The 22,442-nt window shown below is 64.2% G+C and carries 19 protein-coding genes and 1 rRNA gene; 15 read left to right on the top strand and 5 right to left on the bottom strand.

Annotated elements, in window-relative coordinates; translation table 11 throughout:
- Nucleotides 1-32: 32 nt before the first annotated feature.
- Nucleotides 33-146, top strand: a 5S ribosomal RNA gene (rrf, locus tag CCZ27_RS03155).
- Between the two features lie 182 nt (nucleotides 147-328).
- Here the strand turns inward: rrf and CCZ27_RS03160 are convergent.
- Entirely contained in the window at nucleotides 329-778 is a 450-nt protein-coding gene (locus CCZ27_RS03160) for a MaoC family dehydratase (protein ID WP_096445408.1), read from the bottom strand.
- A 368-nt stretch (nucleotides 779-1,146) separates the two neighbouring features.
- On the opposite strand from CCZ27_RS03160, the gene CCZ27_RS03165 reads away from it, so the two are divergent.
- The 12 genes from CCZ27_RS03165 (at nucleotide 1,147) to CCZ27_RS03220 (ending at nucleotide 17,513) form a co-directional block, all read left to right on the top strand.
- The gene (locus CCZ27_RS03165) at nucleotides 1,147-2,529 is read left to right on the top strand and encodes a TIGR03013 family XrtA/PEP-CTERM system glycosyltransferase (RefSeq protein ID WP_096452107.1); all 1,383 of its coding nucleotides are present in this window, start codon (nucleotides 1,147-1,149) and stop codon (nucleotides 2,527-2,529) included.
- Nucleotides 2,530-2,617: 88 nt separating this feature from the next.
- Nucleotides 2,618-4,711, top strand: coding sequence for an XrtA/PEP-CTERM system histidine kinase PrsK (prsK, locus tag CCZ27_RS03170; RefSeq protein WP_096445410.1), 2,094 nt, complete (start codon nucleotides 2,618-2,620; stop codon nucleotides 4,709-4,711).
- Nucleotides 4,704-6,062, top strand: coding sequence for a PEP-CTERM-box response regulator transcription factor (prsR, locus tag CCZ27_RS03175; RefSeq protein WP_096445412.1), 1,359 nt, complete (start codon nucleotides 4,704-4,706; stop codon nucleotides 6,060-6,062). The genes prsK and prsR overlap by 8 nt, the downstream gene beginning before the upstream one ends.
- 2 nt (nucleotides 6,063-6,064) lie before the next feature.
- Nucleotides 6,065-8,866, top strand: coding sequence for an XrtA/PEP-CTERM system TPR-repeat protein PrsT (gene prsT, locus CCZ27_RS03180; RefSeq protein ID WP_096445414.1), 2,802 nt, complete (start codon nucleotides 6,065-6,067; stop codon nucleotides 8,864-8,866).
- 23 nt (nucleotides 8,867-8,889) lie between these two features.
- Nucleotides 8,890-10,170: a nucleotide sugar dehydrogenase gene (locus tag CCZ27_RS03185; RefSeq protein WP_096445416.1), complete on the top strand. Its 1,281-nt coding sequence runs from the start codon at nucleotides 8,890-8,892 to the stop codon at nucleotides 10,168-10,170.
- 46 nt (nucleotides 10,171-10,216) lie between these two features.
- Nucleotides 10,217-11,161 (top strand): transglycosylase SLT domain-containing protein, encoded by a 945-nt coding sequence (locus CCZ27_RS03190; protein ID WP_096452109.1) that lies wholly within the window; start codon nucleotides 10,217-10,219, stop codon nucleotides 11,159-11,161.
- Nucleotides 11,158-11,952 (top strand): S1 family peptidase, encoded by a 795-nt coding sequence (locus CCZ27_RS03195; RefSeq protein WP_096445418.1) that lies wholly within the window; start codon nucleotides 11,158-11,160, stop codon nucleotides 11,950-11,952. The genes CCZ27_RS03190 and CCZ27_RS03195 overlap by 4 nt, the downstream gene beginning before the upstream one ends.
- A gap of 401 nt (nucleotides 11,953-12,353) precedes the next feature.
- Nucleotides 12,354-13,709: an SRPBCC family protein gene (locus CCZ27_RS03200; protein ID WP_096452111.1), complete on the top strand. Its 1,356-nt coding sequence runs from the start codon at nucleotides 12,354-12,356 to the stop codon at nucleotides 13,707-13,709.
- A 2-nt stretch (nucleotides 13,710-13,711) separates the two neighbouring features.
- The gene (locus tag CCZ27_RS03205) at nucleotides 13,712-14,194 is read left to right on the top strand and encodes an aromatic-ring-hydroxylating dioxygenase subunit beta (protein WP_232516543.1); all 483 of its coding nucleotides are present in this window, start codon (nucleotides 13,712-13,714) and stop codon (nucleotides 14,192-14,194) included.
- 41 nt (nucleotides 14,195-14,235) lie between these two features.
- The gene (locus tag CCZ27_RS03210; RefSeq protein WP_096445422.1) at nucleotides 14,236-15,018 is read left to right on the top strand and encodes a 1,6-dihydroxycyclohexa-2,4-diene-1-carboxylate dehydrogenase; all 783 of its coding nucleotides are present in this window, start codon (nucleotides 14,236-14,238) and stop codon (nucleotides 15,016-15,018) included.
- A 44-nt stretch (nucleotides 15,019-15,062) separates the two neighbouring features.
- Complete coding sequence (locus tag CCZ27_RS03215; RefSeq protein ID WP_096445424.1) at nucleotides 15,063-16,256, top strand: ABC transporter substrate-binding protein; 1,194 nt, start codon at nucleotides 15,063-15,065, stop codon at nucleotides 16,254-16,256.
- Nucleotides 16,257-16,562: 306 nt separating this feature from the next.
- Nucleotides 16,563-17,513 carry an AraC family transcriptional regulator gene (locus CCZ27_RS03220; RefSeq protein ID WP_198363249.1) on the top strand — a complete coding sequence of 317 codons (951 nt, stop codon included), beginning with the start codon at nucleotides 16,563-16,565 and terminating at the stop codon, nucleotides 17,511-17,513.
- Nucleotides 17,514-17,688: 175 nt separating this feature from the next.
- On the opposite strand, the gene CCZ27_RS03225 is transcribed toward CCZ27_RS03220, so the two are convergent.
- The 3 genes from CCZ27_RS03225 to CCZ27_RS03235 form a co-directional block, all read right to left on the bottom strand.
- Entirely contained in the window at nucleotides 17,689-17,907 is a 219-nt protein-coding gene (locus CCZ27_RS03225; RefSeq protein WP_096445428.1) for a hypothetical protein, read from the bottom strand.
- A 21-nt stretch (nucleotides 17,908-17,928) separates the two neighbouring features.
- Nucleotides 17,929-19,284, bottom strand: coding sequence for an IS5 family transposase (locus CCZ27_RS03230; protein ID WP_096445430.1), 1,356 nt, complete (start codon nucleotides 19,282-19,284; stop codon nucleotides 17,929-17,931).
- Between the two features lie 118 nt (nucleotides 19,285-19,402).
- Complete coding sequence (locus CCZ27_RS03235; RefSeq protein ID WP_096445432.1) at nucleotides 19,403-19,738, bottom strand: hypothetical protein; 336 nt, start codon at nucleotides 19,736-19,738, stop codon at nucleotides 19,403-19,405.
- A gap of 305 nt (nucleotides 19,739-20,043) precedes the next feature.
- Here CCZ27_RS03235 and CCZ27_RS03240 point away from each other — a divergent pair, with 305 nt between their 5' ends.
- Nucleotides 20,044-20,358, top strand: coding sequence for a transcriptional regulator (locus tag CCZ27_RS03240; RefSeq protein ID WP_096445434.1), 315 nt, complete (start codon nucleotides 20,044-20,046; stop codon nucleotides 20,356-20,358).
- Nucleotides 20,359-20,365: 7 nt separating this feature from the next.
- A complete protein-coding gene (locus tag CCZ27_RS03245) occupies nucleotides 20,366-20,641 on the top strand; it encodes a helix-turn-helix domain-containing protein (protein WP_232516544.1) in 276 nt (91 codons plus the stop codon).
- A gap of 429 nt (nucleotides 20,642-21,070) precedes the next feature.
- Here CCZ27_RS03245 and CCZ27_RS03250 read toward each other — a convergent pair whose 3' ends face one another.
- Entirely contained in the window at nucleotides 21,071-22,315 is a 1,245-nt protein-coding gene (locus CCZ27_RS03250; protein WP_096445438.1) for a tyrosine-type recombinase/integrase, read from the bottom strand.
- Nucleotides 22,316-22,442 lie beyond the last annotated feature (127 nt).

Here is a 22,442-nt window from a genome sequence, read left to right on the forward strand (position 1 = left end):
TCGCGCCACACCGCGCAAAGCAACAGTCACAGTCTGACGACCATAGCGTCTTGGAACCACCCCTGCCCATCCCGAACAGGACCGTGAAACAAGACCGCGCCGATGATAGTGAGGTCCGCCCTCGTGAAAGTAGGTCATCGTCAGACTACCCTACACCAACGACAACGCCCGATACCTCTACGCAGAGGATCGGGCGTTGGCGTGTCTACGCCACGCAAGCGCCCCCCACTCGCGTAGCAGCGAAAGACTGACTGACCGGAACGCCCGGCGCAGCACGCCAGGCACCAGCGGCCAGGCGCGCCCGCGCACCGGCTTCTTCAGTCCCGCTTCAGTCCCGCGACGGCACCAGAATCTCCGCCTCCCCCTCCAGTACCACCGACTCGCCCACTGTGCACACCGTCGAGAACAACGCCCGACGCTTCTCCGGCTTCAGTTCCTTCACCCGGACACGCGCCACCACCGTGTCGCCCAGTTTCACCGGCGCCTTGAACTTCAGCGTCTGGCTCAGGTAGATGCAGCCCGGGCCCGGCAAGCGCGTCCCGAACACCGCAGAAATCAGCGCCGCCGACAGCATCCCATGCGCAATGCGACCGCCGAACATGGTGCTGGCAGCGAATTCGGCGTCCAGATGGACCGGATTGTTGTCACCGGAGACACCGGCGAACATCAGGATGTCGGCCTCACTGACTGTCTTGGACAGCGATGCGCTCATGTCGAGCTGCAGATCCTCGAAGCGGTAGCCGTACAGTTCGGAGAAATCCCGCGTGGATTGAGTCATGGTAGCTTCCTGATTGGCAAAGGTTCGAACGGACACCCCGACAGGCACGGCGCGTGTCCGCGGCGCTGCGAAGCCGGACTCTCCTTCCTGGACGGCAGGGCGCCGGTGTCGGGGAGAACGAAGTTTAGCGCACGACGGTGACGGCGGTCAGGCATGTGCTACTATTTTGCCGCGCGCATGTGTGTTTTCAAAAAAGCATCATAAAAACAAATACTTGCGCCTATTGGAGGTCGCGTATTGGGGGAAGGCGTGACCGGTTTAACGGCCTGTCGGCTTTCCATCGGCTAAGGTAACAGCAGTTCGGGCATCGTGCTGCCTTGCCGCGAGTCGCGCCGGTTCCGAGTGGCGCAGGAATGCTGAGGACCATCATGCTGAAAGTGTTCAGCCACTATTTCCCATTGCATACGCTGCAGCAGGCATTGTTTGATGCGGCGCTTCTCTTCGCGCTCGTCGTCGGGACGATCTGGTCTCATTCACAGCCCGAGGCCGGCTTCTGGGCGGCCATCATGCCTTCGGCTTCGGCTTTCGCCGTCGCGATGGTGGGGCTGAATTCTGCGATGGGCCTGTATCGGCCCGTCCGTCGCCGCTCGAACCGCCAAGCCATCGTCAGCGTCGCCCTGTCCGTCGTCGTGAGCGTACCGGTGGCTTATCTGGCGTTCGGCGTCCTGCCCTGGGGCGGACAGACGAACGAGGCGACGCAATGGCTGGTGGTCCTGGGGCTGGGGTTGATCCTTCTCGGGCGGGGGGTCGTCAACCAGCGGCAGGCCGCAGTGCTGTTTGCGCCTCGCGTCCTGATCATCGGCACGGGACATGACGCCCTGGCGGTCTATCGCGATCTGACTCAACCCCTGCAGCGCAGCGTGGATGTGATCGGTTTCTATCCGTCCGACAGGGACGAAGAGATCCAGATCGAAGCGCGCGACATCCTGCCGGCGGGCAATCTGGTCCAACTGGTCCGCAAGCATCGTGTCAACGAGATCGTCGTCGCGGTGCGGGAGCGGCGTGGCGGGGCCTTGCCCCTGCGGGAACTGCTCGACTGCAAGCTGGCGGGCGTCCGCGTGCTGGACCTGTCGTCGTTTTTCGAGCGGGTGCAGGGGCAGGTCCGCGTCGATTCCCTGCGTGCGAGCTGGCTCATCTATGGCGATGGCTTTCGGCAGGGCTGGGCGAGGACGGTGGTGAAGCGTTGCTTCGATCTGGGTGCCGCAGTCCTGCTGCTCACCGTCGCCCTCCCGGTCATGCTCCTTACCGCGCTGTTCATCCTGATCGAGGATGGGGCGCCGGTTTTCTACCGGCAGGAGCGGGTCGGCCGCGGTGGCAGGGTATTCAAGGTGATCAAGTTCCGCAGCATGCGGCGCGATGCCGAGAAGGATGGCAAGCCGCGCTGGGCGACGTCCAATGACGATCGGGTGACGAGGGTCGGGCGGATCATCCGCAAGCTCAGGATCGACGAACTGCCGCAACTGTTCAACGTCATCGCGGGGGAGATGAGCCTCGTCGGGCCGAGGCCGGAGCGGCCGTATTTCGTCGATCAACTGGCGCGGGAGGTTCCGTTCTACGCGGTGCGCCATTGTGTCAAACCGGGCGTGACCGGCTGGGCTCAGGTCAGGTATCAGTACGGCTCTTCGGTCGACGATGCCGTTCAGAAGCTCCAGTACGATTTGTACTACGTGAAGAATCACACGTTGGTGCTCGACGTGCTCGTCCTGTTCGAGACGGTTCGCGTGGTGCTGACCGGGGAAGGGGCCCACTGAGGTGAGGCGCAACGGAGTGGGCGGCTGAGCCGCCCGGGCCGACCGGCACCGGACGAAGCCGCGCGGCGTTCAGCGCAAGGGGCGCGATTTGCTCGAAGTGGCGTACTGGGGCTACGGTCTTGCGGCCGTCGCGTATCTGATTTTTGGTGTCTATGCCTTTCTTGCCTGGCGTGGTGGGGCGGCGGGTGCCGCGCTGCTGGGCGCGATAGCCACTTCCTGCCTGTGGGCGCTGACTGCCGCGGCGTATGCCAGGACGGCGGACCCCATGCTCATCGGCCTGTCCGCGTTGCTCGACGCGGTGCGGACGGGGGCCTGGTATGCGTTCCTGATCATACTGCTGCGCACGATTTCCGACCGGCCGGCGCGATGGCCCGCGATGGTGGCCGCGCTCATCGTGGCCGCGCAGCTCGTCAGCCTTGGCTTGGAGGCGGTCGGCGCGGGTAGTCCGATGTCCGACCTGATACCTCTACGCCCGGTTTTCGGCGCGTGGCTGGCGCAAGCGGTGTTCGGGTTGATGCTCGTCGAGCAGCTCTATCGGGGCGTGCCGGCCGCTTCGCGATGGGCGATCAAGCCGCTATGCATCGCGCTGGGTGCCGGCTACATCTTCGACCTCTACCTCTTCGCCGACGGTTCCCTCTTCGGGCAGGTGGACGAGGACGTGTGGGCGATGCGCGGCGTCGCGAATGCGCTGTTGCTCCCGTTGATTGCGATGTCGGGCGCGCGCAATCCTTCGTGGACCCTGCGCATGTCGATGTCGCGGGAAATGGTCTTCCATTCCACGGCGCTTGCCGTCTCCGGCCTCTACCTCCTGGTGATCTCTGCGGTGGGGTATTACGTCCGCTACTTCGGCGGCGACTGGGGGCGGGCGCTGCAACTGACGCTGCTGTTCGCCGGGCTGGTGCTGCTGGGCATGCTGCTGTTCTCGGGTTCGCAGCGTGCGCGCCTGCGGGTCTTCATCAACAAGCACCTGTTTCCCTACCGCTACGACTATCGCAACGAATGGCTGCGCTTCACGCAGGCGCTGGCTTCGGCCGGCGGCGGCTTGGACCTCGGGCAGTCGGTGATCAAGGCCCTTGCCGACCTGGTGGAAAGTCCGGCCGGCAGTGTCTGGCTGCGCAACGCCGATGGGCGGTTCTCGATGCATGCGCGCCTCAACCAGCCCTCCAGCGACGTGAGCGAACCGGCCGACTCGCCTCTGTGTCGATTCCTCGACGAGCAGGAGTGGATCATCAACCTCGAGGAATATCGCCTGAGTCCCGCGCAGTACGGCACCCTCCGCCTGCCCGAATGGCTGTCGGTGCTGCAGGGAGCGTGGCTGGTGGTTCCGCTCAAGGGCAGCGGAGCCCTGATCGGTTTCGTCGTGCTCAATGCGCCCAGGGTTCCGTTCGAGATCGACTGGGAGGTGCTCGACCTCCTCAAGACGGCCCAGCGGCAGGCGGCCGGTTACCTGGAGCGCATGCAGGCGGCGGAGGCGTTGCTCGAGGCGCGCAAGTTCGACTCGTTCAACCGCATGTCGGCGTTCGTCGTCCATGACCTGAAGAATCTCGTCGCCCAGTTGTCGCTGATGCTGAAGAATGCCGAGCGCCACAAGCACAATCCGGAATTCCAGCAGGACATGCTGGAGACCGTGGCCCACGCCGAGGCCCGCATGCGCGGCCTGATGAGCCAGTTGCAGGAAAAGCGCTCCATCGATCCGCCGCGGCTCGTGGACCTCGTCGAGATCGCCCGCGGCGTATGCCGTTCCAAGCGGGGACAGCGGCCCGAGATCACGCTGCTCGACGAGATCGAACAGCCCGTCGAAGTGCTTGCGCACCCCGAGCGGCTCGAGAGAATCATCGGTCATGTCGTGCAAAATGCACTGGATGCGACGGACGACGATGGTATCGTGACCATCCGGGTTGCCGATGGCGATTCAGGCCGCGTCAGGCTGACCGTCGAGGATACCGGCTGCGGCATGGCGCCGGACTTTCTGCGCGAACGGCTCTCGCGCCCCTTCCAGACGACCAAGACGAGCGGCATGGGCATCGGCGTGTTCGAGACCCGTCAGTATGTAAATGAAATCGGCGGTGCGCTGCGTTTCGACAGTGAGGTGGGGCGGGGAACACTGGTGACGGTCGATCTGCCCCGCGGTAACCGCGGAAACGCCAGGCAGGTGCCGGAAATGGAACCCGTGAATGGCTGACAAGCAACGTACGCTGTTGATCGTGGAAGACGACCCCGCGCTGCAGAAGCAGATGCGGTGGGCTTTCGACGGTTTCGAGACCGTGGTGGCGGGCGATCGCGAAAGCGCGATCACCCAGTTGCGGCGGTACGAGCCGGCCGTGGTCACGATGGATCTCGGTTTGCCGCCGGCGCCCGACGACATCACCGAGGGTTTCCGGCTGCTGGGCGAAGTCCTCGCGCTTGCGCCGGATACCAAGGTGATCGTGCTGACCGGCCAGCACGACAGGGAGAATGCGGTCAAGGCGGTGGGCATGGGGGCGTACGATTTCTTCGCCAAGCCCTTCGAGCCGGACATGCTGGCCCTCACCATCGAGCGTGCATTCCGCATGTACGACCTGCAGGCGGAGAATGTACGGCTGGCCGCGATGCAGACCAGCCCGCTCGCCGGATTGCTGACGCGCGATCCGGGCATGCTCAAGATCTGCCGCACCATCGAGAAGCTGGCGTCCGCCTCGGTGACGGTCGCCCTGCTGGGCGAAAGCGGGACCGGCAAGGAGGTTCTCGCGCGCGGGCTGCATGCGCTGTCGCCGCGCGCGACCGAGCGCTTCATCGCGATCAACTGCGCGGCCATACCCGACGCGCTGCTGGAAAGCGAGCTGTTCGGCTACGAAAAGGGCGCCTTCACCGGGGCCGTCAAGCAGACGCTGGGCAAGATCGAAACCGCGAACCGCGGCACCCTGTTCCTCGACGAGATCGGCGATCTGCCGATGCCGCTGCAGGCCAAGCTGCTGCGGTTCCTGCAGGAAAGGGTCATCGAGCGCATCGGCGGCCGGGAAGAGATCCCGGTCGATGTGCGCATCGTCTGCGCGACCCACCGCGATCTCAAGACGCAGATCAGCGAAGGGCTGTTCAGAGAGGACCTCTACTATCGTCTTGCCGAGATCGTCGTCGACATCCCGCCGCTGCGCCAGCGCCAGGGCGATGCCGTGCTGCTGGCGCACGCCTTCGTGCAACGCTTCAGCCGCGAGAACGGCCGCGCGGGGCTTGCCCTCAGCGACGATGCGGTCTCCGCGATCGAGGCGCATGCGTGGCCGGGAAACGTGCGCGAGCTGGAAAACTGCCTGAAGCGCGCGGTGATCATGGCCGATGGCAACCGGATCACCGCGGACGATCTCGGCCTGAACCCGGTCGAGGACGAGGTCGAGATGCTCAATCTGAGGCAGGTGCGCGACGAGGCCGAACGCCGCGCCGTCCTGCGCGTGATGGCGCGTACCAACGGCAACGTCGCCCGGGCCGCCGAAATCCTCGGCATCAGCCGCCCGTCGCTGTATGACCTGATCAATCGTTTCGGTTTGAAGAAGGAGAACTGACAGTGAGCAAGCCGCACAAGAATCCCCAGGGCAGGCCATGGTCGGGCAGGACCCGCGGCGTGGCCGCCGCGGTGCTGTCCGCGCTGCTTCTTGCCGCCTGCACCGATAGCCCCGAGGCGATGGTGGCATCGGCAAAAAGCTACCTCGAAAAGAAGGACCTGGACGCGGCGAGCATCCAGCTCAAGAACGCACTGCAGGAAAACGCCAACCTGGTCGATGCGCGTTTCCTGCTTGGCAGGGTGAACCTCGAGCAGGGCAACGTGCCGGGTGCGGTGAAGGAATTCCAGCGCGCGCTCGACCTGGGATACGCGAAGGGCGAAGTCCTTCCGCTCCTGGTGCGCTCGCTGGTGCGCTCGGGGGAATTCGACCGCGTGACCAAGGACTTCGCCGACGCCGCGCTGGACGATCCGAAGGCGCAGGCCGCCGTGCTGACGGCCGTCGGCGATGCCTATTTCGCCAAGGGCGATCTGCCCAAGGCGCGCAGCAGCTACGAGAAGTCGCTTGCCAGCGCCGACGATGTGCTCGCCCGCGTCGGCCTGGCGCGCGCCCGGCTCTACGGCGGGGACCCGGCCGGGGCCGAGGGCGACCTGCGTGCCATCGTCGCCCAGTACGCCGAACTGGCGGAAGCTCAAAGCGTGCTGGCCGAGGCGGCGCTGGCGCAAAGGCGCCCCGACGACGCCATCAAGGCGCTCGAAGAGGTCGTGCGGCTCAATCCGTCCAACGTCGGCAGCCACTACGCACTGGTCTCGCTGCTGCTGCAGCAGGATCGCCAGGAAGAGGCGGTGGCCCGTCTCGAGGCGATGAAGAAGGTCGCCCCCAAGGAGCCGACCACGCTCTACCTGCAGGCTTTCATCGATTTCCGCAACAACCGCTTCGCCGAAGCGCGGGACGGTGCCCTGGCGGCGCTGAAGTCCGCGCCGGAATTCCTCCCGGCGCATCTGCTCGCCGGCACGGCAATGGTGCGGCTGAACGAAAATGCCCAGGCGCAGACGCACCTCACCAAGGTTCTGTCGCGCGTTCCGGGCCAGCCTCTGGCCCGGACGATGCTCGCCACCTCGCACCTGGCCCTCGGCGAGGCGCCCAGGGCACTGGAAGTGCTGCAGCCGCTGCTGGACCAGCCGTCGCTCGACGCCCGCGTGCTGAGCCTCGCCGGGCAGGTCTATCTGGCCAACGACGATTTCGGCAAGGCCGAGTCCTATTTCGAGCGTGCGTCCAAGGCCGCCCCCGAAGATCCGCGGGCGCGCATGCAGCTCGGCGTGGCCAAGATGGCGGGCGGCGATGCCCAGGGCGCGTTCAGCGAACTCGAGACGGCCGCACAGATGGACGAGGGCGACATCCGTGCCGACCTCGCCCTGGTCGCCGGCCACATGCGCCGGGGAGAAATCGACAAGGCGCTGAAGGCTCAGGAGCAGCTCGAGCGCAAGCAGCCCGACGACCCGCTGGTGCATAACCTGCGGGGTGGCCTGATGATGGCGAAGCGCGACTCCGCCGCCGCGCGGGCTGCCTTCGAGAAGGCGCTGGCGCTGAAGCCCGACTACCTCTCCGCCGCGGTGAACCTCGCACGCATGGACATCGCCGACAACAAGGCTGACGACGGCGTGGCCCGGCTCAAGGCCATCGCGGATCGCGACCAGAAGAACGTCGAAGCGCAGCTCGCCTATGCCGACGTGCAAGTCGCCACCCGCGCCGAACCGGCAGCCGTGCTGGCCACGCTGGAGCGCGCGGAGAAGGCGTCGCCCTCGGCGCTCGTCCCCAAGCTGGCACTCGCCCAGCATTACCTGCGCAACCGGGATGCGAAGACGGCGCTTTCCATCGCGCAGCAGGCGGTGGCGGCCTATCCGAACGATCTCCGCGCCCTGGAGACGGCTGCGCGCGCCCAGCTTGCCGCGGGTGAAACGCAGCAGGCCATCTCGTCGCTCAACAAGGCGCTGACGCTGCAGCCGCGGGCCACCGGTGCGCTCGTGCAGCTTGCGGACATCCATCGTGCGAACAAGGACCTGACCGCAGCCGAACAGTCGCTGCGCAAGGCGCTCGTCATCAGGGGCGATGCGGTGGAAGCGCAGGCGCGGCTGGCCGGCATCCTGGTCGAGCGCGGCGACCGCGACGGTGCGCTGCAGATCGCGCGCACGGTACAGAAGCAGCGTGCCGATGAGGCAGCCGGCCATGCGCTCGAAGGCGACATCCAGGCCACCGGCGGCAGATGGGGGGACGCGGTGTCGAGCTACCGCCGCGCGTTCGACAAGGGCCGCGATGCGCAGAACTTCGCCAAGCTGCATGCCGCGCTGCTTCGCGCCGAGCGCAAGGGCGAGGCCGACAGGCTGGCGGCCGACTGGCTGCGCGACCAGCCCAAGGACACGGCGGTGCGCAGCTACCTCGCCGAGCGGGCGTTGGGCGACAAGCGCTACGCCGACGCTGTCCAGCTCTACCGCACGCTGAATGAACTGGCTCCCGACAATGCGCTGGTGCTCAACAACCTCGCGTGGACCGCGAGCCAGATCAAGGACCCCAAGGCGCTGGAATACGGCGAGCATGCGCTCAAGCTGGCGCCGGACAACGCCGCGGTGCTGGATACGGTCGGCGTGATACAGATCGACGAAGGCCAGGCGGAAAAGGGGCTCGCCAATCTCACGCGCGCCGTCTCGCTCGCGCCCGATACCCTGTCGCTGCGCCTGAACCTGGCCAAGGCTTATGCAAAACTCGGCCGCGCTGCGGATGCGCGCAAGGAACTCGACGCCGTGATGCCCAAGCTGAAGGAAGGGACGCAGATCCACTCCGAGGCGACGGCATTGCTGAAGACTCTCTGAAACACCGTCAAGGAAACGCCCCAATGACCACCATCGCCGTCATCGGCCTGGGCTACGTCGGCCTGCCGCTCGCCGTCGAGTTCGGCAAGAAGTACCGTACCGTCGGCTTCGACCTCTCCGCGGAGAAGGTCCAAGCCTATCGCGAGTTCAACGATCCCACCGGCGAGGTGTCCCCGGAAGATCTGCGCGCGGCCGTCCATCTCACCTGCCATACCGATCCGTCCGTGCTGCGCGAGGCGGACTTCGTGGTCGTCGCCGTGCCGACGCCGGTCGACGACGCCCACCAGCCCGATTTCACGCCGCTGGTGAAGTCCTCGACCACCGCCGGCCGCCATTTGAAGCGCGGCGCCATCGTCGTGTACGAATCCACCGTGTATCCCGGCGCGACCGAGGAAATCTGCATTCCCATCCTCGAGCGCGAATCCGGCATGAAGTGGAAGCAGGATTTCTTCGTCGGCTACTCGCCCGAACGCATCAACCCGGGCGACAAGGAACGCACCGTCACCCGCATCGTCAAGGTGGTGTCCGGCGACACGCCCGGGACGCTCGAGACGGTGAAGCGCATCTACGGCGACGTCATCACCGCCGGCGTGTATCCGGCCAGTTCGATCAAGGTGGCCGAAGCGGCGAAGGTCATCGAGAACACCCAGCGCGACCTCAACATCGCTCTGATGAACGAACTCGCCGTGCTGTTCCAGAAAATCGGCATCGACACGCTGGAGGTGCTCGAGGCGGCCGGCACGAAGTGGAACTTCCTGCCCTTCCGTCCAGGCCTCGTCGGCGGCCACTGCATCGGCGTCGATCCGTACTACCTCACCCACAAGGCCGACATGCTGGGCTACCACCCGCAGGTCATCCTCGCCGGGCGCCGCATCAACGACAGCATGGGCAAGTACGTCGCCGAGCAGACCGTCAAGCAGATGATCGGCAACGGCTGCAGCATCAAGGGCGCCAAGGTCGTCGTGCTCGGGCTGACCTTCAAGGAGAACTGCCCCGACCTGCGCAACAGCAAGGTCATCGACGTCATCCGCGAACTGCAGAGCTACGGCTGCCACGTGCATGTGCACGATCCGGTGGCCTCGTCCGCCGAGGCCGAGCACGAATACGGTGTCGGCCTCACCCCGTGGGACGAACTGCCGGTTGCGGACGCCATCGTGGCGGCGGTGTCGCATGCGGAATACCTGCGGGAGCCGGTTGCAGCGCTGCTGGAAAAGCTGGCCCCGGGCGGCGTGTTTTCGGACGTGAAGTCGGCCTACGATAAGGCGGCGCTGAAAGCCGCAGGGGCCAGGGTCTGGCGCCTGTAGGCGGGATCGAGCCGGACGGGCGCAGTCTGCTGCGGAGCATATGGCCATGAGACGAGCGAACGAGCGTGCAACGAAGCGGGTCCGCCGCCTTGCGGCGGGCCTGGGTCTCGCCATGCTGTCGTCGGCGGCGCTGGGCGGGCAGGAAGAGGAGGCCGTCAAGACGGCCTTCGCGCAGCATGCCCGCTACCTGGCCCAGGAGGCGCTGGGCTACGAACACGGCGAGGGCGTGCCGCGCGACCAGGGGCACGCGGCGCGGCTGTACTGCGAATCCGCCCGCCTCGGCGACCCGGAAGGCATGTACGCCCTGGGCTGGATGTATGCCAACGGCCGGGGCGTCGAGCGCAACGACGCCTATGCCGGAACGCTCTTCGCAATGGCGGCGCAACTCGGAAACGAGCACGCCCAGCGGATGCTGCGCTTCACCGGCGAGTACACCGGTGCCGTGCCCGAGTGCATGCACACCCCGCCCGAGACCGTCCTCGAGCATTGGCCGGCCGAAACCGTGCTCGCCGCGCTGGCGCCCGCGCGCAGGGAAGTCGCGCAACTGCTGCTGAAGCTGGCGCCGCAGTACGGCATACAGCCGCAGTTCGCGCTGGCGATCGGGATCACCGAGTCCAACCTCAACCCGGGCGCCGTATCACCCAAGAGCGCGATGGGCGTGATGCAGTTGATCCCCGAGACGGCGGAGCGCTTCAACGTCAAGAACCCCTACGATCCCGAGCAGAACATCCGCGGCGGGCTCGCCTACCTGCGCTGGCTGCTCGCCTATTTCCGCGGCGACATCGCCCTCGCGGCGGCGGGCTACAACGCAGGAGAAGGGGCCGTCGACCGCTATCGGGGCGTGCCACCCTATCGCGAAACGCAGGGATACGTCGAGCGCATCCTTGCGTTCGTCCGGAACCGCCATCACCCCTACGACGAGCGCGTGGTGGCGCCGAGTACCGCGGTTTCGGGCCTGCGGGCGATCGGGCGGGCGGGCGGCGAATCATGACGGCGACGCCCGCATGGCCGCGCCGGCGCGTCCTGCTGGCCGGCGCCGCCGTGGCCCTGGCGGCGTGGATGCCGCAGCGCGCGGCGGCCGATCTGGTGCGCCTGCTGCCGCAGATCAAGCCGTCCATCGTCGCGGTGGGGACCTACCAGCGGACGCGCAGCCCCGCCTTCCGGTTTCTCGGCACCGGCTTCGCGGTGGGGGACGGCCGGCTGGTCGCGACCAACGCGCACGTCGTGCCCGAGACCACCGCGAACGAGCAGATGGAAGTGCTGGTCGTGATGTCGCCCGGCGACGAACAGACCGGCATGGCGCGCCAGGTGGTGCGCGTGGCGAGCGACCGCGGGCACGATCTGGCGCTGCTGCGCCTGCAGGGCGGCCCGCCGCTGCCGCCGTTGCCGCTGGCGGCGACCGAACGCGTGCAGGAAGGGCAGGCCGTCGCATTCACTGGCTTTCCCATCGGCAACGTGCTGGGCATGACGCCGGTGACCCATCGCGGCATCATCGCCGCCATCACGCCGATCGGCATTCCCCAGGCCAACTCGCGGGATCTGAATCCGGTACTCGTGAGGCGCCTGTCGAGCGAGGTCTTCCGCGTCTATCAGCTCGACGCCACCGCCTATCCCGGCAACAGCGGCAGCCCGCTGTTCGATCCCGAGACCGGCGACGTGATCGGCGTCATGAACATGGTGTTCGTGAAGTCGACCAAGGAGAGCGTGCTGACGGACCCGTCGGGCATCAGCTACGCGATTCCGATCGAGCACCTGCGCAAGCTGCTTGCCAACGTGCAGTGACGTGAAGGATGAAGTCCGGATGCCGGGCTGAATCCGTCGATCGTGGTATCCGGACGGGTGCGCGATCGTAGTACCGCACGACGCCGCATCCTTTCGTACGCCCCTGCCTCGTACGGACCTTTTTTTTAAGTTTGCGCCTCTTGGCCGCTCCGCGTCTTTCCTGCGCCGTGCCAAGGAGCGCTCGTCCTGCGGGTGGGTGCGCAGGCGCGTCTTCCCACCGCGGCATTTTCCCGCGCTCTCGCCCGGATCGTGAAAAACGGCCGTTCGCAAAACGGATGTCGGTTTTCCTTTATCGGCTAGCCGCGCATTTCCTGCCACCACAGAATCGATCCGTGCTTTGAGGAGACGCACATCGGCCGGCGATGGAAGCCGGTTTGCCGGATGGATACTGGAGGATGGAGATGGATATCGGTTTGATCAGGGAAAAGCTTTCCGGCGCCGTACAGGAGGACCCGGAAAAGGGGCTGTATCGGGTGCGACGCAGTGCTTTCACCGACGAGGATCTTTTCGAGTTCGAGATGAAGCATCTGTTCGAAGGAGGATGGGTCTACGTCGCGCATGAAAGCCAGATCCCCAATCCCAACGACTTCTACACGACCTACGTCGGCCGCCAGCCGATCGTGATCAGCAGAAGCAGATCGGGGGAGCTGGTGGCATTCACGAATGCATGCAGCCATCGGGGCGCGACGATCTGCCGCGTCGCGAAAGGCAACAAGGCCGTCCATACCTGTCCGTTCCACGGCTGGTCCTTCGATTCGGCGGGCAGGCTCATCAAGGTCAAGGATGCGGAAGGGGCGGGCTATCCCGACGGTTTCAACCGGGCCGGCTCCCACGATCTCAAGAGACTGCCCCGTTTCGAGTCGTACCGCGGCTTTCTTTTCGCGAGTCTGTGCGCCGACGTCAAACCGCTGGCCGAGCATCTGGGCGAGGCGCGGCACATGATCGACATGCTGGTCGACCAGGCGCCCGAGGGCTTGGAGGTGCTGCGGGGGGCGTCGACCTATGTCTTCGATGGGAACTGGAAACTGCAGGCGGAGAACGGCGCCGATGGCTACCACCTGACGTCCACGCACTGGAACTACGTCGTTACGATCAACCGGCGCAAGACCGGCCAGAGCATCGACGACGTCAAGGCGATGGACGCCAGCACGTTCAGCAAGCAGCCCGGTGGATTCTTCGCCTTCGAGAACGGGCACATCATGGTGTGGTCGCGCTGGCCCAACGGTCAGGACAGACCGATTGCCGAGCGCAGGCAGGAACTGGCGGAGCGCGTCGGTGAGGCGCGCGCCTCCTGGGCCGTCAATTACCTGCGCAATCTGTGCCTGTATCCGAACGTGTTCCTGATGGATCAGTTCAGTTCGCAGATTCGCGTCTTCCGCCCGCTCGGCGTGAACAAGACCGAGGTGACGATCTTCTGCATTGCGCCCAAGGGTGAGAGCCCGGATGCAAGGGCGCACCGGATCCGCCAGTACGAAGATTTCTTCAATGCGAGCGGAATGGCCACGCCCGATGATCTCGAAGAATTTCGCGCCTGCCAGGAAGGCTTCATGGGCCGCAACTTGGAATGGAACGACCTGTCCCGGGGCGCGACGCACTGGATCGTGGGGGGCGACGAGAACGCGGCTTCCATCGGCATGAAGCCCTTGATGTCCGGGGTGCGCGTCGAGGATGAAGGGCTTTTCGTCGCGCAGCACCGGTACTGGCTCGAGGCGATGACGCAGGCCGTCGAGCGCGAAGCAAAGGAGCAGGCCGAATGATCATGAATTACGACTACGTCAGGGATTTTCTCATCCGCGAGGCGAACTGCCTCGACGAGCACGACTGGGATGCCTGGCTGGACATGTACGCGAAGGATGTGACCTTCTGGGTGCCGGCCTGGGACGTCGATGGCGAATTGACGCGGGACCCGCAGAAAGAAATCTCGCTGATGTACTACGCCCGCCGCGATGGCCTCGAAGACCGGGTATTCCGCATTCGCACCGAACGCTCCACGGCAAGCACGCCCCCGCCGAGAACCGCTCACAACATCAGCAATATTCAACTCATCGAGGTTGGGGGTGAGGCGTGCGCGGTGCGGTTCAACTGGCTGACGATGAGCTACCGTTTCAAGACCGTCTCGCAATTCTTCGGCACGAGCACCTACCGGATCGTCGTCGATCACGGCGTTCCCCTGGTCAAGGAGAAAAAAGTCGTGCTCAAGAACGACTGTATCCACCAAGTGCTCGACATCTATCACATCTAGGCAATCGGTGGATTGGCAGGGCTGACTGGCGGAGTTTCTTCGTGGATAGAGGACGATTCGATGGAAAGGTCGCCGTCGTTACCGGTGCGGCGCAGGGTATCGGTAGGGCGGTAGCGCTGGCAATGGCGCGGGAGGGAGCGAAGGTCGTGGCGGTGGACCGATCCGAATTCGTGCATGAATTGCGCGGGCAAAACGGGCCGGCCGATACCCGGCTGGCGACGGTCATCGGCGACCTCGAGAAATTCGGGGAATGCGAACGCGTGATGGCCGAGGCCGTTTCGATGCACGGCAGGCTGGACATCCTTGTGAACAATGTCGGCGGAACGATATGGGTCAAGCCCTTCGAACACTATCGGGAGAACGAGATATCGGCCGAAATCAGCCGTTCCCTGTTTCCGACCCTGTGGTGTTGCCGGGCGGCCTTACCCGTCATGCTCGCGCAGGGTGGCGGCGTGATCGTGAATGTATCGTCGATCGCTACCCGTGGAATCCATCGGGTTCCTTACTCAGCGGCCAAAGGCGGCATCAATGCGATCACGGCCTGTCTGGCCTTCGAGAACGGCGAACGAGGAGTCAGGGTGAATGCCGTCGCTCCCGGCGGCACCCGCGCCGAGGCGCGCCGCATCCCGCGCAATCCCGCTCCAATGTCCCCGCAGGAGGAAACCTGGTATCGGGAAATGGTGGAGCAGTCCGTCGGTTCGACCGCCATGAAACGTTTTGGCGACGTCGATGACCAGGTCAATGCCATTCTGTTCCTCGCATCCGATGAATCGGGCTATATCACCGGCGTGACCCTTCCGGTTGGGGGAGGCGACCTGGGGTAATACGAAGCCGCGCAGTGAAAATAATATCGGAAGGAGACATTCCCATGGATTCGAGAATCAATCGTCGCAATTTCATCTTGAGCGCCACGGCCCTCGGCGGTGCCGCGGCAATTGGCGGCGTGCTGCCGAGGTCTGCCCGGGCACAGAGCGGCAAGCTGAAGGTGGGGCTGATGCTGCCCTATTCGGGAACCTACGCTCAATTGGGCAATGCGATCGAGAACGGGTTCCGCCTCTTTCTGCTCGAACGCGGAGGAAGGCTCGCGGGGCGCGAAGTGGAGATCGTCAAGGTCGACGACGAATCCGACCCGGCGAAGGCGCCCGAGAACACGAGCCGCCTTATCAAGCGCGACAAAGTGGATCTGCTGGTCGGCACCGTCCACACCGGAGTCGCGATGGCCATGCTCAAGCAGTCGCGGGAAACGGGGACTCTGCACATCATTCCCAATGCAGGAGCGGGCGCGGCAACGGGCGCCTTGTGCGCACCCAATGTCTTTCGCACGTCGTTCACCAACTGGCAGGCGATTTATCCGCTTGGAAAGCACGTCTACGGCAAGGGGCAGAAGACCGCGGTATGGATTACCTGGAAATACGGTGCCGGCGAGGAGGCCGGCGAAGGTTTCAAGGAAGGGTTCGTCAAGGCGGGCGGGAGAATACTCCGGGAATTGCACCTGCCCTTTCCGCAAGTCGAGTTCCAGCCCTTACTGACCGAAATCGCATCGATCAGGCCGGATGCCGTCGTCTGCTTCTTCGCCGGCGCTGCCGGGGCCAAGTTCATCAAGGATTACGCGGCGGCCGGGCTGAAAAACAAGATCCCCCTGTACAGTTCCTTTCTCACCGAAGGCATCCTGGATGCCGTGGGCAATGCCGCTGAAGGCATCGAAACCACGGCACACTACGGCGATTCACTAGACATGAAGAAGAATGACGAGTTTCGTCTGGCCTACGCGAAGGCGTTCGGGAGCAATGCCGACGTGTTCGCTGTCCAGGGCTACGATACGGCCCAGCTTTTCGCGGCCGGCATCGAAGCGGTCAAAGGCGATGTCGACGACAGGAAAGGCATCATCGCGGCGATGGAAAGCGCCGTCATCGACAGCCCGCGCGGGGTATGGACGATGTCGAAGGCCCACAACCCCATTCAGGACATCTATCTGCGCAGAGTGGTCGGCAACGAGAACAAGGTGGTCGGCATTGCCCACAAGGCGCTCGCCGATCCGGCGCTCGGCTGCAGGATGGTTTGATTCCACCGCGTATTCCGGGTGGAGGGCCGCGTTCCGCAGCCAAGACATGCAAGCGGATTTCATGCCCCGGCTCTTGAGGGCGACAGGGTGACAGAAGGGCTTGTCACCCTGTTCGCGCTGGAGGCGGAGATCCCGGGGAACACGTCGCGACAGGCTTGACCGGGCAATATCGCTAGTGAAGAATCGGCTGGTGATCAGGCTTGGAGCGTCGGCGGATCGAATGGGACGCAGTGCCTCGATGGCCGAAAGGTGTCTCGCAATACTTGAACGATAGCGACCATTAAGAGGATGGAGGGGGAGAGAGGAATGCTGGACAGTCTTCTCAAGAAAAGCACGGTATTTCCGATAGCGGACCCCTATCAGGTATCGGCCTATGTAAATAGACATATCGGCCTGCACACGCTGAAAACGGAAAAGCGGATCGAGTGCGCCTCGCTGCGCCATGCCAGGCTCGATGATCTCGGCCTGATGGTCATCGGCTATGGTTCCTCGGCTGCGGTCAGCACGCCGAAACTTGTCCGGAATTACCATCTGCAACTCGTCATCAACGGCGAGTGCGTCGTCAGGTATCGCCGCGACGAAATCAGCCTGGACGTCGGCGCAGCCACGCTGATTCCGCCCGACGAGGAAGTCAAGTTCTTCTATTCCTCCGATTGCATGAAGCTGATCGTGAAAATACCGTCGGGTGTCTTCGATCGGACTTGCAGGGAGGGCTGTGGATACCTGCCATCGGGCGGCGTCCACTTCGACAAGGTGGTGCGCAAACTGGGCGAGGACGTCGCATTCCGGCATATGCTGGAATTGGTATGCCTTGAGGCCGAAAAGGCGCGCGTGTGCGGGAACCGATCAATCGAGCCGCTGAAGCAGTTTCTTGGCTACAAGCTGCTCGAATGGTTTCCGCACAATGTCGATCGCCTGGATTCCACCAGAGAAGACGAAGGGCTGATCGGCCATGTGGATGATTACATTTCCGAGAACATCCACAGGCCGATCACGGTTGCCGAACTCGCCGACCACTGCAATATCACATCCCGCACCTTACAGAATGTGTTCAGTCGGCATCGGGGCGTGTCGCCTGCCACCTATATCAAGCGGAAACGGCTCGAAGCGATATACGACGTCCTGAAAAGCAGCAACCGTTCGAAGAAGATGGTGACGCATATCGCGATGGACTACGGATTCACTCACCTGGGCCGATTCGCCGCGGATTACAGGAAGCTGTTCGGCGAATTCCCTTCTGAAACCCTCAGGAATTGACGGTTTTGGGCCTCGTGCTGCACGGGCCGGGTTGCATATCGTGCCGATAGGCAGAAAGAAACCCGCGAAGCCATTAGCTGCGCGGGTTCGAGGTGCTTGCCGGTGCTGCCTGTTGCTTTGTTCTGGTCCGCCGGCAGGGTTGTCCATAATTTTCTGAAGAACCCAGTCCTCGCCTTCAACGAAGCCGTACCTCTCGAGAAGTGCCGGCGAGAAGCTGACGCGCTTCGCCGATCATGTCCATGGCGGTGCTGATGGATTCGGACAGGGAGTGCTCACACAGCGACTCCATATCGCCGGTCCAGGCCAGGGTGACGATCAGGTCGATGATGCCCGCGGCGGCAGCCAGCTTGGCGCTGATGGTGTCCACATCGAGGGTGAGGGTGTGCGTGCTCATGAGTCGGTCCTGAATAATCCATTACGCGGCGATTCCGGTCAGCGCCGGTGAGTTTCTCGAAGCCGCGGGGAAGACAGATAGCGCTTCGAGAAGGGCTAGAATCCGGGCGCGAAGAAGCCACAGCTTCCGGAGAATCATCCGCAGGTTATGGCCGGCGCCGCAGAGGACGGCATGCAGCGCGTCGCCCAGGCTGCCGCGCAGCCAGTTCCGTCGCAGCAATCCTTCATTCTTCATGTGGCCGATCATCGGCTCGATGGCACTTCGCCGTCGGATATCCCGTTTGAGCCGACAGGTGACACCGCGTCGCATGCCGCTGCGCCAAACCTCCCTCCCCGGCACCTGGGCGCCCTGGTAGCCCTTGTCGACAAAGACCGCTTTCGGTTTTTTCTCGGTGAGGATTTCGACCTGCTCAAGGGCTTCGGCCAAGGTGTGCCCGTCAAAGGGATTGCCCGGCAGGCTGCGCATGCCGACGACCAGTCCTTCCCGGTGCGTCGTGGCAACCGTGACCTTCACCCCGAACTCGTAGGGCTGCCGGGCCTTGCCCTTGGCGATGCACTCGACTTCTGGGGCATGCAGGCTGTAGAGCTTGTTCTTGTCCTTCGGCTTCTGATCAAGCAGACGCCGGACACGGGCCAGAATCGATTCCACCTTGGCTGCTTGCTCAGGGGCAACGCCGGTTCGCTGTCGGTCGATATCGCGCCAGACCCGGCCCACTAGGGTACGCAATTTCTTCAGCGTCGCCCGCATCCGCTTGTATTGCTTGGCATGGGCATAGCGGCCGACCTGTCCTGCCAAGCGGGGCGCTTGCCGGTTGTAGTTCTGCCGCAGCTTGATCCCGAGCCGGCCAGCCAACTTCACCAGATGTTGGCGGCCACGCTCCAGCAACCGGCTGTCGGTCGGATAGGCAATGGCCTTCTCCATGACCGTCGTGTCGACAATCACTTTCTCCAGGCTCGCCGCCTTGATCACCTGCGCTTTCCGGGCGGCCTCGATGGTCGCCGTCAGCAGCCACTCCACGCCTGCTTCGCCGATGCGCTTGCGCCAGCGTGACAGGGAGGAGGGATCGATGGGGGGCTCGTGCTGAAAGTAGGTCTCGCCGCAGAAGTGCTGCCAGTACGGGTTCTCCACCCAAGTCCAAATCAGCGCCTCATCGGAACAGGCAAAGGTGTGCTGCAGATAGAGCAACCCGGCCACGAGACGGGGCGGTGTCGCCGGCCGGCCCCGCCCTGACGGAAAGAGCGGCGCCCATTCCCGCTCGAAAACGCTCCAGTCGATCAACTCCGCCAGCTTCACAAGCGGATGCCTCCCGTTGATCAGTTCCGCCAGCGGCTGGCGGAACAACTCTCCCGTTTGCGGCCCCTTCGGCTTCGGTCCCATCGGCGATCAAAATTTGCAAGGAAACAAATGAATATTAACCGTTTTCTGCAATTCCAGCTGACCACGGCACGTCTTTTGTGACGATAAATCAAACGGTTATTAATTATTCAGGGCCGACTCATGACTGCACCTCCTCGAAGGCGGTCCTGTACGCAGCATAGCGGCGTTCTGCGTCGGGATCGCGGTAGTTGCAGCCGACTTTCTCGGCGGTGGTGTTGATGCAATTCTCGATGCTCTCAGCCTTTCCCCAGATGGCGGACAGCGCCTGGGCGATCATTTCGGGGTGGCGGTAGCCGTCCGGGGTTTCCATTGCCGCCAAGGCGAGCTTGGCGATGGCCGAGATTTCCGAGAGGCCGCCTTGAGCGAAGCCGTCCATGTCGGTGATGGCGGCCTGTAGGCGGCGAAGATTGTTGCAGGGGGTGGGCGCGGGCGCGCCGAGGGCGGGGTGTGCCATGGTGGTACTCCTTATCTGCGGTCGAGTTCTCCGCTTTCCCGTCGCCAAACAGGTGGGCGGAACCGTGTCGGGTTGGCGAACCGGGATAAGGACCGGCAGACCTTGCGGTCTCCCAACACGGCCCGCCCATAAGGGCAGCACCATGCAACGGACGTAAAAAAAACGCACTGCGGCGGTTGTCCGCCTTATCTCACCCGGTCGCCAAACCGGTGCCCCGTTGTTTGCGGGACGTTTGCAGAGTAGGTGGGCGCTGGTGGGGCTGTCAAGCGGTTTGATTCTATACGGCGTTGCCGTATAATCGGCACATGTTCACCGTTGCCGAAACAGAAATCTTCACCGCCGATGCGAAATCGATCTGGTCGGAGGCCGAACGTCTGGAGTTCGTCACGTGGATTGCCGGCAACCCGCTGGCCGGTGACGTGATTCCCGGCTCCGGGGGATGCCGCAAGGTGCGTTGGTCACGGTCTGGCATGGGAAAGCGCGACGGTGCGCGGGTGATCTACTACAATCGGCTGGAGAACGGCACGATCTGGCTGCTTGTGATCTACGCCAAGGCGGTGCGCGGCAACATCCCGGGGCACTTGCTCAAAGCGATCAAGGAGGCGATTGACGATGAATGAACGTTCCATGACGGGCACCGAACTGGGCGAGAAGCTCCTGGCCTCGGTTCGCCAGATGAAAGCCGGCCAGGCAGCGCGTGAAACCCGTGTGGCCTTGTCGCCGGCCGTCGAAGCGCGGCAGAAGGTGGGCTTGTCGCAGGCGGAATTTGCCCGCCTGCTCGGCGTTTCTGTCCGCACCCTGCAGGACTGGGAGCAGGGGCGGCGCGAACCTTCAGGGGCCGCAAAGACCCTGCTGCGCATCGCCGCGAGCAACCCGGCGGCGGTGTTGGCGGCAGTGGAGTAGAAACGCGCCTGCGGGAGCGGCGCGGCATCCTGCTGGTACCATGGCAGTGCCTGGTACGCAAAGCTACATGGCGGCGCTCGCCAAGGCTCTGGGTCTCAATGTCGGAAAATCCGACTTTGGTCTGGTTCGCACTCAGCGTTGAAGTTCGCCGAGGATGTCACCATTCCACCCGTGGGGCGAGTTGCGCCCCGAGATTCTGAAGCCCGCCACTGAGCGGGTTTTTCCGTTCACGTCCCCCCCCCTGTAGGGCGATGTGAATGCTGGCCCGCCTCCGACAATGCGTGAGCGGGCCTGAGAAGGCATCAGAAAGTCGAAGGCCCCGGACTGCTCCTCACTGTCACCGCCGTATCGTCTCAAAGGGCAGTTACACAGTTCAATTTACAGACTCACCAAAGCAGCCGGCGCTCAATCTGGGAAGCTCATGTGGAGTTATCCCCTCGTTGCTTCCGGGAACGGGATGATCCTCGCCCCCTTCCGCATCTCGTCCAGGTAATCCGCCCACCCCTGCATCATCGCCCGGCGCTCGGCCATGAACTGCGCGTGGTGGGAATAGGCGGCGAAGACCTGATTGCGCTCGCGGTGGGCGAGCTGCTTGTCGATCACGTCGGGCCGGTAGCCGAGTTCGAGTAGCGCTCCGGTCGCAGTCGCCCGGAACCCGGCGCCAGTGACTTGCCCGGCCTCGTAGCCCATCGCCCGCAGCGCCTGGTTCACCGTGCCGTCGGAGATGGGTCGGCCCTGGCCGTTGCGGTTCGGGAAGAGCAGATCATGCCCGCCGCTGGTCGCCTTCAGCTCGCGCAGGATCTCGACGGCCTGGCGGGACAGCGGAACGATGTGCTCTTCCTTCATCTTCATCCCGGTGAGCCCCCGGCTACGGTCGCGCTCGGCGGGAATCACCCACGTGGCGCCATCGAGGTCGAATTCATCCCACAGCGGGCAGCGCAGTTCTCCCGGGCGGACGAAGGTGAGCACCTGCAGGCGGATGGCGGCCTTGACCATGGTGCTGATGCGCACCGCGTCCAGGCGGACGAAGAACTCATGCAGGTCGGTGGCGCGCAGGGCAGGGCGGCGCTTCTCCTGGTGCGTGGTCAGCGCCTTGTGCAGGCCTTCGGCCGGGTTGCTCTCGGCCACGCCGGTGGCGATGGCGTGGATGTAGATTTCGCCGATCCGGGCGCGCACGCGCTTCAGGGTCTCGGTCGTGCCGATCGCCTCGATCCGGCGTAGCAGGTGCAGGATGTCGGCCGGCTTGATGCCGGCGATCGGCTTCTTGCCGATGTGCGGGAAGACGTGAAGCTCCAGTGTGCGAATGGCGTTGCGCGCGGTGCCCTCGACCTTGTCCTTGCGCCAGATCGCCCACCACGCACGGGCGACCGCCTCGAAGGTGTTGTCGCTGGCGACCTTGGCGGCGCGCTTGGCTTCCTGCTTCGCCGCGCCGGGGTCGATGCCGGCCGCGAGCTGTTCGCGCGCTGCCGCATGCGCCTTGCGTGCTGCCGCCAGCCCGACCGCAGGGTATGCGCCCAGCGCGAGCAGCTTTTCCTTGCCGTCGAAGCGGTACTTCATGCGCCACAGCTTGCCGCCGGTGGGCTGGATTTGCAGGAAGAGCCCACCACCGTCGGTGAGCTTGAACGGCTTGTCGGCCGGCTTTGCCTGGCGGATCGCGGTGTCGGTCAGTGGCATGCCAAATACGTCCGGTGGGGGTATTTTTTCTGGGGGTATGCCGATGTTCAGCAATCTACCCTCAGAGATACCCCCAGAAATGGGGTATTGGTATGGTGCCGTATGGTGCAACCGGGTGCAATAAAAA

The organism is Thauera sp. K11 (assembly GCF_002354895.1).
In the GTDB taxonomy this organism is placed as follows: Bacteria; Pseudomonadota; Gammaproteobacteria; order Burkholderiales; family Rhodocyclaceae; genus Thauera; species Thauera sinica.